We start from the raw sequence: 13,259 nt of genomic DNA, 5'->3' as shown, positions 1-13,259 counted from the left end.
AGCGCGCGCACCGGTCCCACCGGAGCGCGGGGACGGTGCACACACCCGGCGGCCCCACGCCGAACGACCCGGCCACGGGCACCGCGCCACACCGCCACCACCAGCTCCCGGCCCCCGGGTGGCCGCTGCCCGCACACGAGCGGCGCCGCCACCGGCAAGGGACGGCGCGGGAAGGAGACGAACCGCCAGCAGCGAACCCGACCCGGGCACTGCCGTTGCGGACAGCGCCGCCACCAGGAGGCGAACCGCACCAGAGCACGGCCAAGGCGGGAGCCGGCCGAACCGGACCACCGGCGAGGACCAGCGGGGCAACCACCGGAGAGGACCGGCAAGACAACCACCGCCAGCAACGCCACCGGCACTGGCAGCGAACGTAACCGCAAGGAGGTGACATGGACATGACCGGCACGACCGACCTGGCCCTGCCCGGGCAAGGCCCGGACGGCTGCATCCGTCCGGACGGCCTGGCACCGTCGGCGCCACGCCGCCCGACACGAGTCCGAGCCGCCCGGGAACCGCGTCTTCGCTGTGGATGGTTTCTTCCCGAGTCCACTCGGGGCCGTTCCACCGGTCCGAGCCGGTCGAGATCCTGGCCGCGCTCGCATGGCGCGCGGGCTGACGGCACCCGCCGTCAGCCCGCGAAGGGACTCACTCGTCTCTGGTGAAGGTCAGGGTCTCGCCTTCGACGCCGCGCAGCCACAGGTCCTGCGCGGCTTCGGCCATCTCCGGCAGGCCCTCGACGATGGTGGCGAACACGTTGCCGGGCACCCAGCCCGCGTCGCCGTTGATGAGCAGGTTGTTGCGTCCGTAGAAGATCGCCAGGTCCGTGGCGCCCTGGTCGCTGTGCGCCTCGCTGCCCTCGTCGTAGCCGTATGCGGGATTACCGATCTGCCACGCCTCGAAGCCGAAGTACACGACGTCGCCCGGAATCGGGGTGATCGTGGGGTTCTCCAGTCCGATCGCCGGATCGGCGAACGGCGGCACCAGCGTGTAGACCTCGTTGCGGGCGTACTTGGCGTGGTAGGCCGAACTGCCCTGCGGCAGCGCGTCCCACACCGCGGCGCAGGTGCGCGGGGCCTCGGCGTCCAGCAGTGCGGCGCGGCAGGAGACGCCGCGCTTCTCCAATGTGATCGTAATGTGGCGGGTCATGGGGGAGTACCTCTACTCGACCGCCGAGGCCACGGCCTCGGACCAGATCTCGAGCGCCTGGTCGACCTGCGCGGCGTCGACGACCAGCGGCGGGATCATCCGCACCACGTTCATGTGCGCGCCGCAGGTCAGCAGCAGCAGACCGCGCGCGGCCGCCGCCTTCTGCGCGGCCTGCGCGGTCGCGGTGTCCGGCTCACCGTCCGGCGTGGTGAACTCGGAGCCGACCAGCAGGCCGAGCCCGCGGACGTCGCCGATCGCCGGGGTCTTCTCGCCGACGTGGCGGGCCCCTTCGAGCAGCTGGAGGCCGCGGGCGGCCGCGTTGCCGACCAGGCCCTCCTCCTCGATCACGTCCAGTGTGGCCACCGCCGCGGCGCAGGCGACCGCGTTGCCGCCGTAAGTGCCGCCCTGCGAACCGGGCCAGGCCTTGGCCATCAGCTCCTCCGAGGCGGCGATGCCGGACAGCGGGAAGCCGCTGGCCAGGCCCTTGGCGATCAGCACGATGTCCGGGCGGACGCCGAAGTGGTCGTGGCCCCAGAACTTGCCGGTGCGCCCGAAACCGGTCTGGATCTCGTCGGCCACCAGCAGGATGCCGTGCTCGTCGGCGCGGCGGCGCAGCCCGGCGAGGAATTCGGCGTTGGCCGGGACGTAGCCGCCCTCGCCCAGCACCGGTTCGATGAAGAACGCGGCCGTCTCCTCGGGGGAGGTGGCGGTCGCGAACAGGTAGTCCAGTTCCCGCAGCGCGAACTCGGTGGCGGTGCGCTCGTCCCAGCCGTAGCGGTAGGCGTAGGGGAACGGCGCCATGTGCACGCCCGACATCAGCGGTGAGAACCCGGCGCTGAAGCGGGTGCCGGAGGTGGTCAGCGATGCGGCCGCGACCGTCCGGCCGTGGAAGCCGCCCTGGAAGACCAGGATGTTCGGGCGGCCGGTGGCCTGCCTGCTCAGCCGCAGCGCGGCCTCGACGGCCTCGCTGCCGGAGTTGGAGAAGAACAGCGAGTCCAGCCCCTCGGGGAGGACGCCGCCCAGGCGGCGAGTCAGTTCCAGCAGCGGCTGGTGCATCACCGTGGTGTACTGGCCGTGGATCAGCTTGCCGACCTGCTCTTGGGCGGCCCGCACCACGCGCGGGTGACAGTGTCCGGTGCTGGTCACGCCGATCCCGGCGGTGAAGTCCAGATAGCGGCGCCCCTCGGTGTCGTAGAGGTGGACGCCCTCGCCGTGGTCGGCGACGACCGGGGTCGCCTGCTTGAGTTGCGGGGAAAGCCGAGCCATGACAGTGTGCTCCTAACCGAAGGCGGGAACCCGTACGAGAACGAGCCGAGTAGGCTCAGGTTGTAGATTGTCGACAATACTACACATTGGTTCCGCGGGGCAAGCGTGGAACGCTGAGAGCGATCAAAGGAGTGTGATCCGATGCCAAGTGAAACCAGCGTCGTAGACGGCGTCGGCAAGGAGCTGTTCATCGGCGGCAAGTGGACCCCGGCAAGCTCGGGCCAGACCTTCGAGGTCCGCGACCCGGCCACCGGCGAGGTGCTGTGCCGGGTCGCCGACGCCGCCCCCGCCGACGGTGCCGCCGCCTTGGACGCGGCGGTCGCCGCCCAGGACTCCTGGGCGAGCCACCCGCCGCGCGAGCGCGGCGAGATCCTGCACCGGGCCTACGAGGAGCTGACCTCCCGAGTCGACGAGCTCGCGCTGCTGATGACCCTCGAGATGGGCAAGCCGCTGGCCGAGTCGCGCGGCGAGATCGCCTACGCCGCGGAGTTCTTCCGCTGGTTCTCCGAGGAGGCGGTGCGCATCGACGGCGGCTACGCGACCGCCCCGAACGGCACGGGCCGCTTCCTGGTCACCAGGCAGCCGGTCGGACCCTCGCTGCTGGTCACGCCGTGGAACTTCCCGATGGCCATGGGGACGCGCAAGATCGGTCCGGCGATCGCGGCCGGCTGCACCTCGGTGATCAAGCCCGCCGCCCAGACGCCGCTGTCGATGCTCGCGCTGGCGCAGATCCTCGCCGATGCCGGGCTGCCGGACGGCGTCCTCAATGTCGTCACCACCACCGACGCCGGCGGCGTCATGGAGCCGCTGATCCGGGACGGCCGGGCGCGCAAGCTGTCGTTCACCGGCTCCACCGCCGTCGGGCGCAGGCTGCTGGAGCAGTGCGCCGACAAGGTGCTGCGAACCTCGATGGAGCTGGGAGGCAACGCTCCGTTCGTGGTCTTCGCCGACGCCGACCTGGACGCGGCCGTCGACGGCGCGATGCAGGCCAAGATGCGCAACATCGGCGAGGCGTGCACGGCCGCCAACCGGTTCTACGTGCAGCGCGAAGTCGCCGACGAGTTCGCGAGCCGGATGGCCGAGCGGATGGCCGCGCAGCCGATCGGGCGCGGCACCGAGGACGGCGTCGTGGTCGGACCGCTGATCGACGACGCGGCCCTGACCAAGGTGACCGAACTGGTCTCGGACGCCACCGAACGCGGCGCCAGGCTGCTCACCGGCGGCTCTGGAGTGGACGGTCCGGGTCACTTCTACCGTCCGACGGTGCTGGCCGACGTCCCGGCCGAGGCGCGGATGTCCTCCGAGGAGATCTTCGGACCGGTGGCCCCGATCTCGACGTTCGACACCGAGGACGAGGCGGTGCGCGTCGCCAACGACACCGAGTACGGCCTGGTCAGCTACCTCTACACCAGTGACCTCAAGCGGGCACTGCGGGTAGCCGAGCGGCTGGAGGCCGGGATGGTCGGGCTGAACCAGGGCATCGTGTCCAATCCGGCCGCGCCCTTCGGCGGGGTCAAGCAGTCCGGCCTCGGGCGCGAGGGCGGCAGAGTGGGCATCGACGAGTTCCTCGAGACCAAGTACATCGCCGTGGCGATGTGAGGCCCGCGGCGCCGCTCGCGGTCAGCCGCGGAGCGTCGTCCCGGGGGCCAGGCGCTGGACGGCGTCCTCCATGTGGTCCTCCAGCAGGGCCAGGACCGCTGGAGTGTCGCCGTCCCGGATCGCCTGGGTGATCCGGCCGTGCTCGGCGACGCGCTCGTCCACGCGCCGGTAAGTGGACTGGAGCTGGGCCAGGCACATCCTGGTCTCGATGAGCAGCACGCGCGCCATCCTGGCCAGTCGCTTGCTGCCCGAGGCCGCGATGAGGACCTCGTGGAATCGCAGGTCCGCATCGGACAGCGCCGTGGGGTCGTTGTCCTCGGCGGCCGCGACCATCGCCCAGACCGTCTCGTCGAGCATCGCGGCCGCACTGTCGCGGTCGCCGCTCATGACCTCCAGTGCGGCGGCCCGCTCGATCGCCAAGCGCGCGGCGTAGATGTCGCGCACGTCGCCGGGTTCGAGCTCGATCACGAACAGCCCGCGGTACCGCTCGCTGCGCAGCAGGCCCTCCGAGACCAGCCGCTGCATCGCCTCCCGCAGCGGGCCCCTCGACACGTTGAAGCGGCGCGCCAGCTCGGCCTCGCCGAGCTGGGTTCCCGGCGACAGCGAGCCGTTCATGATCACCTCGCGAAGCCGGTGGGCGATGATCCCCGCCGTCGACTCCCGGTCGACCGGCTCGATGTCGGCGATGTCCATGGTCATTCGCCTTCCGCGGCGTCGGCGGGCGGGAGGCGGAACAGCGCGCCGAGCGAGTCCGAAGTCGACGGCGCACCCGCCAGGCGCAGGCCCTCCCAGATCGTCACCTGGTTGGCGGTGAGCACCGGCTTGCCGATGCGCTCCTCCAGAGTGTTCACCAGCGCGAGGGTGCGCATCGCGGTGTCCGGGACCAGCAGCGCGTCGGCGCCGGGCCGGTCGTAGCGGCTCGCCAGCGCGATGACCGCCTCCGGGGTCATCCTGCCGACCTCGGCGGCGGTGTCGATGTCGTGGCTGGACATCTCGGCGACATCGATGCCCCCCTCGGCCAGGAACTCCGCGAACAGCGCGGCGACGTCGCCGGGGTAGCTCGCGGCCACGGCGACCTTGCGCGCGCCCAGCGCCCGCGCGGCGTGGACGAACGCGAACGACGTGCTCGAGGCGGGTAGTCCGCCCGCCGCCTCCGACAGCGCCGCGGCCTGCTCGTGGGCGCCCTGCCAGCCGTAGACGAAGCTGCCGCTGGTGCAGGCCCACATGACGACGTCGGGCCGGTGCTCCGCCAGCTGCCGCGCGCCCTCTGCCAGCCGGTGCGGAGATCCGAGGTCCAGCAGTTCGGGGACGGCGTGCAGGTCGGTGCCGTAGATGTGCGCGACGGGCAGCCGCACTTCCGGGCCCAGCAGTTTCTCCGCGAGCGGGTAGTCGTCTTCGGCGGCGTGATCGGGGTACACCATACCGATGGTCGTCATACGGTCCTCCCAATGGATTGTCGACAATATTACAAGGTCGTTTCATGTAACTTCCCGCAACCATTCACCTGGGCCGACTTTCGGGAGGTTCATTCGCTTCAGGCAGGCCCACATGGTCAGTTGATTGGCGGTGAGGACCGGTTTTCCAAGGATCGCTTCGAGCGGCTCGATCAAGTCGTAGGTGGGCAGGTTGGTGCAGGAGACGAATATCGCCTCCGCATCGGGGTGGTTGGCCGCGATGATCCGCTCGGCGATGGTGCGGTAGTTGACCTTCCAGATGCCCCCGCCGAGGCCGAGGTGGTCGCTGGAGAGCGTCTCCACGTTCAGCTCGGTGAGGAAGTCGTGCAGTTTGGCCGTCAGCTCCGCGTCGTACGGGGTCAGCACCGAGATCCGCCGGACGTCGAGCTGGTGCAGCACCTCGGCCAGCGCCCCCGAGGTGGTCACCGCGTCCGGCGCGCCGGCGTCGCAGATCGCCTTGACCAGGGACCGCTCGTAGTCGATCCCGTTGACGAAGCTGCCTGAGGAGCACAGATAGGCCACCACCTCGGGCTCCACATGCATCACGTCCCGTGTGGCCGCGGCGAGGTGCCTGCTGTCGCTGACCATCCGGGCCATGGCCGTGCTGACCGGCACAGGCTCGTAGGGAGTGCGCGCCAGGTGCAGCGAGACCTCCATCGGCACCCAGCGCCACAGCTCCCTTTCCAGGGCGAGGTCGAAAGGGGCGATCACGCCGATGCCCCGCTGCGCGAGCGGGCCGTCAACTTCAAGGAAGTCGAGTTTTGTCAAATCCAAGGCGCAGCCTCCGGTGTATTCGACGGAAGTGACCTCCGGGGTGAGTCCTCGGATTGTTGACAATCATACGACTACCTCCTAGAATGTCAACCATGGTCGGCGAGGATTTCCCGGTGCTCACAGTTCTATGCGGCGATCGATCGCCCGACGGTATGCAGATCATCGAGCAATCAGCAACTGTTCGCTATACGAACGACGAAGGTCTGGCCGATTCCCTCCGCGGGGCCGACGCGCTCTTCGTCTATGACTTCCTTTCTAGCGCGGTACCCGACGCCTGGCACGCGGCCGACCGCCTCAGCTGGGTCCACATGGCCAGCGCCGGGGTGGACCCGGTCATGTTCCCCGGACTGCGCGACAGCGACGTGGTGCTCACCAACTCCCGCGGCGTGTTCGACACGCCGATCGCCGAGTACGTCCTCGGAGTCGTGCTCGCCTTCGCCAAGGACTTCGCGCGCTCACTGCGACTGCAGGACCAGAACCGCTGGCTCCACCGTGAGACCGAGCGCATCGAGGGCCGCCACGCGATGGTGATGGGAACCGGACCGATCGGGAGGGCCATCGCCCGGATGCTGCGCGCCGCCGGAATGCGCGTCACCGGCATCGGCCGCACCACGCGCGCCGACGACCCGGACTTCGGCGTCGTCCACCCGTCGACGGAGCTGACCGACCGCCTCCCCGAAGCCGACTACGTGGTCGCGGTCGCCCCGCTGACCGAGCAGACCAAAGGAGTATTCGACGCGCGGGCCTTCAACGCGATGAAGACCAGCGCCCGTTTCATCAACGTCGGCCGCGGCGAGCTCGTGGCCACCGGCGACCTGATCGCCGCGCTGCGCTCCAACGAGATCGCGGGCGCGGCGCTCGACGTCTTCGACACCGAACCGCTTCCGGCCGACAGCCCGCTCTGGAACATGGAGAATGTGGTGGTGTCACCGCACATGTCCGGCGACGTCGTCGGCTGGCGTAGCATCCTCGTCGAGAGGTTCACCGAGAACTTCGAGCGATGGCGCGCGGGACGGCCGCTACTGAACGTCGTGGACAAACGCCTGGGCTACGTCCCGTCATCCGCGGCTTGAGGAGAGACATGCCAGTGAACACCAGTGCCCTGTTGACCGCGAGCGAACTCGCCGCCGCCTACTCCACTCGAGAGCTGTCCCCGGTCGAGGCCACCGAGGCGGCCCTGACCGCGATCGACGAGCGCAACGACGAGTGCAACGCCTTCTGCCTGGTCGATGCGGACGCGGCGCTCGACAGCGCCCGGGAGTCCGAAGCGCGCTGGCTCGAAGGCAACCCCATCGGATGGCTGGACGGCGTGCCCGCCTCCATCAAGGACATGTTCCTCACCCGGGGCTGGCCGACGCTGCGCGGCTCCCGCTGCATCGATCGGGACCAGGACTGGGACGCCGACAGTCCGGTGACGGCCAGACTGCGCGAGCACGGGCTGGTGCTGCTGGGCAAGACCACCACCCCGGAGCTGGCATGGAAGGCCGTCACCGACAGCCCGCTGGAGGGGATCACCCGCAACCCCTGGAACCCCGCGCTCACCCCGGGAGGCTCCAGCGGCGGCAGCGCCGCGGCCCTCGCCGCCGGGATGGGCGAGCTCTCGGTCGGCACCGACGGGGGCGGCTCGGTGCGCATCCCCGCCTCGTTCTGCGGCGTCGTCGGATTCAAGCCCACCGGCAGCCGCATCCCGCTGTACCCGGCGAGCCCGTTCGGCCCCCTCGCCCACGCCGGCCCGATGGCGCGCTCGGTGGACGACGTCGCGCTCATGCTCGACGTGCTCGCGCTCCCCGACTACCGCGACCCGACCGCGCTGCAACCGCCGATGGCCGCCTACCGGGAGGCCGTCCGGCGCGACGTGCGTGGACTGAACGCGGCCTACTCGCCGAACCTCGGCTACCTCGAGGTGGACCCAGAGGTCTCCCAGATCGTCGGCGCGGCGGTGTCCGCGCTCAACGAGGAGGGCCTGCGGGTCGAGCAGACCGACCCCGGCTTCGGCGACCCGGTCGAGTCGTTCGAACTGCTGTGGTCCGCCGGGGCGGCCAAGTGGCTCGACAGCTTCCCCGAGGGTTCGGCCGAGAAGATCGACCCCGGTCTCCGCCGCACCTGGGAGCAGGGCCTGACCTACTCGGCGAGCGAATACCTCGACGCGCTCGCGGTGCGGGCGGCCCTGGGCATCCTCATGGGCGAGTTCCACACCCTCCACGACGTGCTGATCACGCCGACGGTGGCGATCCCGCCGTTCGAGGCCGGGCACGACGTCCCGCCCGGAAGCGGCCTGTCCGGCTGGCAGCGGTGGGCCGGATTCAGCTACCCGTTCAACATGACCCAGCAGCCGGCGATCAGCGTCCCGGTCGGGTTCACCTCGAAGGGCCTCCCGGTCGGCATGCAGATCGTGGGGCCGCGCCACTCCGACGACCTGGTGCTCGCCGTCGCCAAGCTGGCCGAAGAGGTCAGCCAGTGGCCGACGACCCGCCCGGCCTCCCTCCGGTAGCGCCGGACCACCAGCGCCACACCCGAATACGAGGAACCTTCTCGGCGTGATTCCGAGCGGGACCGGTCCCGCACCGGTCATGGTCCACTCGAAGGACCGCCGACCGAGGAGGACCCTTGTACCCCGAGATGTATCCGCCGCCGTTCCCGGCGCCTCCGCCACCGCCGCCGCGGCCCGCGCGGATCCGGCCCGCGGCCGATCCGACGGCCGTGGTCTCCGGGAACGCCACCGGGCTCGGATTCGGATACATGCTGCTGGGGCGCTGGTGGCTCGCGGCCGCCGCCCTGACCGGAACCGGGCTCCTGGGATACTTCATGACCGCGGACCCGGGGAACCTCTGGTGGAGAATCGGATTCGGGGCGTGGTGGTTCGCGATGGGCCTGCACGGCTGGATCCTCACCCGCGGAACCGAACCGCGGCGGCTGGTCGACACCGAACTGCCCGGCGGCCGGCCCCGAGAGCGCCTGCTCGCGCTCGGCGGCTCCGGGCTCGTGCTGCTCGCGGTCCTGGGACTGCGCGGCGACGCCTGGCTGATGGTGCACGGGGCCGAGAACGACCACGCCGCCGGCGACTGCGGATCCGCCGCCGACACCCTGGCCTCGTTCGACACCGCCCACCGGACCGCCTTCGGCGCCATGGTCGTCGAGGGGGAGAAGCAGCTGGAGGCATGCCGGATCCTGAACGAGGCCCGCGCGCAGGACCCCGAGACCGGCGCGGCGACGATCACGACCTATATGGAGCATCCGAGAGCGCTGTGGGAGGGCGCCGGGCCCGAGCGCGCCGGGATGTTCTTCGAGGCCGCCCGCGCCGGCGGCGACGTCGCCGAACTCATGCGGTCGGGATTCGAGCAGCTCATCGACACGCTCGCGAACGACCCCGACCAGTCCTGGCGCGTCCGCGACACCGTCGAGGCCCTCATGTCCGACCTCGCCGAGGACACGCCCGTCTGCGACGCCGCCACCGTCGACGCCTGGCTCGGCGGCCAGACCTGGGAGGCCCCTTCGCTCGGCGAGCCCATCGCCGCCGCGGCCGACCAGGTGCCCCCTCGCCTGCTCGCCTGCGCCCGCGAACGCGTCGATGCCGGAGACCTCGGCGGCGCGCAGGCCGCCTACCTGAGGTTCCTCGCCGACCACCCCGACCACGCCGACGCCGAAGCGGCGGCCGAAGAACTCTACGACGTCGAGTACCAGATCGAGTACGACGACGTCACCGACCTGCTGAACCATGGCGCCTACTGCTCCGACCCGTCGCCGTGGCGCGGCGCCCCCGCCCACGAAGGCTCGGGCCCGCACACGATGTGGACGCTCGGGCTCAGCCCCGAGCAGTACGACTTCCCCGGCTCGTGGGTCTCCGAAGGCGTAGACGACACCGTGCTGGTGACCTGCGTGGACGGGCCGTCGATGGGGGAGTTCCAGGAAGCCTGCCGCTACAGCACCTCCGGCGGCGACGTCATCTGGCTGTTCTTCTACGGCGCGCGGTTCGACATCACCGTCTACGAGCTGCGCACCGGAGAAGTGGTCGACCAGTACAGCCGCGAGATCGGTGACCCGTGCCCGGGCAGCTTCTACTACCGCAACGTCGACGCCGTCCAATCCGAGTACAGCAACGCCGACGTGCGCGACATGTTCGAGCCGATCCAGGGCTGAACGGATCGGACGCGTCCGACGAGGAGGAACCGTGAACCCTGTCCGAGCCCTGCCGGCGTTCGCCGCCGCGCTGGCCCTGACCGCCTGCGGCGCGGACGAAGCGGCTTCGCCCGCGCCGGAGACGGAGTCGTTGGAGGAGGTCACCGACCTGCCGACCCTGGCGGAGACTCCGTCTCCGAGCGACGAGCCGTTCCCCGAGAGCGCCGACGGCCAGGACTACAGCGCCTGCGCCGACAACGACTGCGAGGTCCTGGTCATCGGCCAGGCCCGGATCGACTCCGAAACGGGGCCGTTGGACGTGTCGGTGGCCGACGGCAGCGTCACGATCTTCAACGGCGGCACGACGATGTCCATGGGGGAGGGCGGAACGGCCGTATTCGGCGACACCCTCACCATCGACATGGTGGCCGTCGAAGGGGACCGAGCGGTCCTGAGGTTCATCCCGGGCCAGGTGGCTTAGGCCCACCGGCCCGGAATCGCCTCAGACCTGCTCGACGGTCTCGAAGGTGCCGTCGCCGTCGGTGTCGGTCGCCACCGTGTCGATGAAGCCGTCCCCGTCGGTGTCGGACTCGACGGTGTCGAGGAACCCGTCGCTGTCGGTGTCGGTCGCGACGGTGTCCAGATAGGTGTCCCCGTCGGTGTCGACGTAGGCCGTGTCGGCGTAGCCGTCGTTGTTCGTGTCGCTGACGACCGTGTCGACCCAGCCGTCGCCGTCCATGTCGGACGCGATGGTGTCGATGTCGCCGTCGCCGTCGGTGTCATAGCCGGCCGACTCGTTCACGCCGTCGCCGTCGATGTCGATGTCGGCTGTGGTGGTGTAGACGTCGTCCGAGGTCGTGTCGTCGGTGTACGAGTCGTCGGCATAGGTGTCGTCGGTGTACGTGTCCTCGGCGGTGAAGTCTTCGGTCGGGTCGGATTCGTACTCGTCCGCCCCGAAGTCGTCGCCGCCCGTGGGGTCTTCGTATCCGCTCATCGCTGTTCCAACTCCGGGTCTGAGAATCGTTCGGTGCTTTCGATGAGAACAATAGATCTCGCCCGCAAACCGATAGCGGGCCCGCCCTCCCGCCGCCCGGATAGTCCAGCGGGTCTCAGTCGAGCATCCCGTGATGCAGGGCCCGGAGCACCGCCCGGGTCCGGTCCCGCGAGCCCAGCTTCATGAGCACGTTCGATACGTGGTTCTTCACCGTGCCCTCGGCCAGGAACAGCGACTCGGCGATCTCCCGGTTGCTGAGCCCGGCCGCCAGCAGCCGCAGCACCTCCCGCTCGCGCTCGGTCAGCGGCACCGGCGCGGACGCCCCGGTCTCCGAGGCGGGCGCCTCGCCCTCGCGCAGCGCCCGCAGCAGCCGGTCGGTGATCGCCGGCCGCAGCAGCGTGCCGCCGGACGCCAGCGTCTTCACCGCCTCCACCAGCCGCTCCAAGGTCACGTCCTTGAGCAGGTAGCCGCGGGCACCGGCCCGCAGCGCCCCGAGCACCAGTTCGTCGTCGTCGAACGTCGTCAGCACCAGCACCGGGACGTCGACGCCGCGCTCCCGCAGCCGCTCCAGCGTCCAGATCCCGTCATAGCGCGGCATCCGCAGGTCCAGCAGCAGCACGTCGGGCCGCTCCCGGCCGACGGCGTCGATCGCCGCCAGGCCGTCGTCGGCCTCGGCGACCACCTCGACCTCGTCGCTGAGGTCGAGCAGCCGCCGGATGCCCTGGCGCACCAGGGTCTGATCGTCCACGAGGCACACCCGGATCATCCGGCCGGCACCTCCGCCCGGACCCGGAAGCCGTCCCGGCCCCGGAAATCGACCGTCCCGCCGAGGGCCTCGACCCGCTCGGCGATGCCGCGCAGGCCGTTGCCGAGGACGACCTCGGCGGCGCCCACGCCGTCGTCGCGGGCCTCGAAGACGAGCGCGTCACCCTCGGCGGCGACCTCGATCCACAGGTTGGCCGCGTGCGAGTGGCGGATCGCGTTCGTGATGACCTCCTGCGAGCACCGGATCAGCGCCGCCGTGCGCGCCTCGTCGACCACCGCCGCCTCGTCGACGCGCAGATGGACCGACGGCTCCGGCAGGTCCGCCACGACCGACTCCAGTGCCTCGCCCAGCCGCCGGTCGCCGCCGCGCATCTCGCCGACGGTGCCGCGCACGTCGGCCAGCAGGCTCCGCGTCACCGCCCTGGCTCGGCCGACCGACTCGGCCGCCTCCCCCTCGGCCTGGTGCGAGGCGACCTCCAGTTCCAGTGCCAGCACCGTCAACTGGTGGCCGATCAGGTCGTGCAGCTCCCGCGCGATCCGCAGCCGCTCCTGCGCCCGGCTGGACTCGGCCAGCAGCGCGGCCGCCGCCCGCAGCCGCACGTTCGCCTCCGACAGCCGCAACCGGGACTCGCCCTCCCGGAGCATCGCGAGCAGACCCAGATACGCCGCGGCCTGGAGCACCAGGTACAGCATCGACCCCATCGCGATCTCGAGCGCCGACGAGGACGGCAGGGCCGAAGCGGCGACCACCGCGGTGTTGGCGGCGATCAGCGCCGCCGCGACCCGCGCCCGCACCAGCGCGGCGCTCAACGCGGCGTTGAACACCAGCAGGATCGCGGTCCACCCGAATCCCGGCGCGGTCAGCACCAGCACCGGCGCCGCGACGACCTGGACGGCGAAGGCGGCCGACCGGAGGCGGTGCGAGACGATCTCGGCCAGCCACATCGCGACCACGAGCGCGACGAAGAAGACGGCGTAGCACGCCAGCCACCAGCCCACCGGAATCGCCGTGGTCCACTCGCCGCGCGAGTGCATCACGACGACCGGCACGGCGGGCGCGAGGCACGCGAGCGTCGCGAACACCCCGCCCAGCAACTGCGCCGCCATCCGACTCATCCCGATCAGCTTACGCAGCCGCGGCT

At 70.8% G+C, this 13,259-nt stretch carries 13 protein-coding genes; 5 read left to right on the top strand and 8 right to left on the bottom strand.

What is annotated here, in order from left to right; translation table 11 throughout:
* Positions 1–648: 648 nt before the first annotated feature.
* Positions 649–1,149, bottom strand: a complete 501-nt coding sequence (locus tag JFB92_RS17655; RefSeq protein WP_199041901.1) for a DUF3830 family protein — start codon at positions 1,147–1,149, stop codon at positions 649–651.
* 12 nt (positions 1,150–1,161) lie between these two features.
* Positions 1,162–2,415 carry an aspartate aminotransferase family protein gene (locus tag JFB92_RS17650; protein WP_199041899.1) on the bottom strand — a complete coding sequence of 418 codons (1,254 nt, stop codon included), beginning with the start codon at positions 2,413–2,415 and terminating at the stop codon, positions 1,162–1,164.
* A 141-nt stretch (positions 2,416–2,556) separates the two neighbouring features.
* Between JFB92_RS17650 and JFB92_RS17645 the strand changes: the two genes are divergently transcribed.
* Positions 2,557–4,014: an NAD-dependent succinate-semialdehyde dehydrogenase gene (locus JFB92_RS17645; RefSeq protein WP_199041897.1), complete on the top strand. Its 1,458-nt coding sequence runs from the start codon at positions 2,557–2,559 to the stop codon at positions 4,012–4,014.
* 21 nt (positions 4,015–4,035) lie between these two features.
* On the opposite strand, the gene JFB92_RS17640 is transcribed toward JFB92_RS17645, so the two are convergent.
* The 3 genes from JFB92_RS17640 to JFB92_RS17630 are packed head-to-tail and all read right to left on the bottom strand — an operon-like array spanning position 4,036 to position 6,242.
* Positions 4,036–4,707 carry a GntR family transcriptional regulator gene (locus tag JFB92_RS17640; RefSeq protein WP_199041903.1) on the bottom strand — a complete coding sequence of 224 codons (672 nt, stop codon included), beginning with the start codon at positions 4,705–4,707 and terminating at the stop codon, positions 4,036–4,038.
* A gap of 2 nt (positions 4,708–4,709) precedes the next feature.
* The gene (locus JFB92_RS17635; RefSeq protein ID WP_199041895.1) at positions 4,710–5,450 is read right to left on the bottom strand and encodes a maleate cis-trans isomerase family protein; all 741 of its coding nucleotides are present in this window, start codon (positions 5,448–5,450) and stop codon (positions 4,710–4,712) included.
* 42 nt (positions 5,451–5,492) lie between these two features.
* Positions 5,493–6,242, bottom strand: coding sequence for a maleate cis-trans isomerase family protein (locus tag JFB92_RS17630; protein WP_199041893.1), 750 nt, complete (start codon positions 6,240–6,242; stop codon positions 5,493–5,495).
* 92 nt (positions 6,243–6,334) lie between these two features.
* Here JFB92_RS17630 and JFB92_RS17625 point away from each other — a divergent pair, with 92 nt between their 5' ends.
* The 4 genes from JFB92_RS17625 to JFB92_RS17610 all read left to right on the top strand — a co-directional run bounded on the left by JFB92_RS17625 (position 6,335) and on the right by JFB92_RS17610 (position 10,839).
* Positions 6,335–7,315 (top strand): D-2-hydroxyacid dehydrogenase, encoded by a 981-nt coding sequence (locus JFB92_RS17625; protein ID WP_199041891.1) that lies wholly within the window; start codon positions 6,335–6,337, stop codon positions 7,313–7,315.
* Between the two features lie 8 nt (positions 7,316–7,323).
* The gene (locus JFB92_RS17620; protein ID WP_199041889.1) at positions 7,324–8,733 is read left to right on the top strand and encodes an amidase; all 1,410 of its coding nucleotides are present in this window, start codon (positions 7,324–7,326) and stop codon (positions 8,731–8,733) included.
* Between the two features lie 116 nt (positions 8,734–8,849).
* The gene (locus JFB92_RS17615; RefSeq protein WP_199041887.1) at positions 8,850–10,379 is read left to right on the top strand and encodes a hypothetical protein; all 1,530 of its coding nucleotides are present in this window, start codon (positions 8,850–8,852) and stop codon (positions 10,377–10,379) included.
* A 31-nt stretch (positions 10,380–10,410) separates the two neighbouring features.
* Entirely contained in the window at positions 10,411–10,839 is a 429-nt protein-coding gene (locus JFB92_RS17610) for a hypothetical protein (protein WP_199041885.1), read from the top strand.
* 21 nt (positions 10,840–10,860) lie between these two features.
* On the opposite strand, the gene JFB92_RS17605 is transcribed toward JFB92_RS17610, so the two are convergent.
* From JFB92_RS17605 to JFB92_RS17595, 3 genes are all read right to left on the bottom strand, one after another.
* The gene (locus tag JFB92_RS17605) at positions 10,861–11,352 is read right to left on the bottom strand and encodes a hypothetical protein (protein ID WP_199041883.1); all 492 of its coding nucleotides are present in this window, start codon (positions 11,350–11,352) and stop codon (positions 10,861–10,863) included.
* A 115-nt stretch (positions 11,353–11,467) separates the two neighbouring features.
* Positions 11,468–12,118, bottom strand: a complete 651-nt coding sequence (locus tag JFB92_RS17600) for a response regulator (protein ID WP_199041881.1) — start codon at positions 12,116–12,118, stop codon at positions 11,468–11,470.
* On the bottom strand, positions 12,115–13,233 hold the full coding sequence (locus JFB92_RS17595) for a sensor histidine kinase (protein WP_199041880.1): 1,119 nt from the start codon (positions 13,231–13,233) through the stop codon (positions 12,115–12,117). Before JFB92_RS17595 ends, JFB92_RS17600 begins: the two co-directional genes overlap by 4 nt.
* Between the last annotated feature and the right edge of the window lie 26 nt (positions 13,234–13,259).

Source organism: Glycomyces salinus (genome assembly GCF_016428645.1).
GTDB classification, from domain to species: domain Bacteria; phylum Actinomycetota; class Actinomycetes; order Mycobacteriales; family Micromonosporaceae; genus Glycomyces; species Glycomyces salinus.
Note: the sequence above shows the minus strand (reverse complement) of the source record. Positions and strands in the feature narration are given on the sequence as shown.

Coding starts and splice junctions, on each gene's coding strand:
- JFB92_RS17625 (WP_199041891.1), top strand. CDS start 6,335: ATGGTCGGCGAGGATTTCCCGGTGCTCACAGTTCTATGCGGCGATCGA.
- JFB92_RS17640 (WP_199041903.1), bottom strand. CDS start 4,707: ATGGACATCGCCGACATCGAGCCGGTCGACCGGGAGTCGACGGCGGGG.
- JFB92_RS17650 (WP_199041899.1), bottom strand. CDS start 2,415: ATGGCTCGGCTTTCCCCGCAACTCAAGCAGGCGACCCCGGTCGTCGCC.
- JFB92_RS17655 (WP_199041901.1), bottom strand. CDS start 1,149: ATGACCCGCCACATTACGATCACATTGGAGAAGCGCGGCGTCTCCTGC.
- JFB92_RS17635 (WP_199041895.1), bottom strand. CDS start 5,450: ATGACGACCATCGGTATGGTGTACCCCGATCACGCCGCCGAAGACGAC.
- JFB92_RS17605 (WP_199041883.1), bottom strand. CDS start 11,352: ATGAGCGGATACGAAGACCCCACGGGCGGCGACGACTTCGGGGCGGAC.
- JFB92_RS17600 (WP_199041881.1), bottom strand. CDS start 12,118: ATGATCCGGGTGTGCCTCGTGGACGATCAGACCCTGGTGCGCCAGGGC.
- JFB92_RS17595 (WP_199041880.1), bottom strand. CDS start 13,233: ATGAGTCGGATGGCGGCGCAGTTGCTGGGCGGGGTGTTCGCGACGCTC.
- JFB92_RS17645 (WP_199041897.1), top strand. CDS start 2,557: ATGCCAAGTGAAACCAGCGTCGTAGACGGCGTCGGCAAGGAGCTGTTC.
- JFB92_RS17620 (WP_199041889.1), top strand. CDS start 7,324: ATGCCAGTGAACACCAGTGCCCTGTTGACCGCGAGCGAACTCGCCGCC.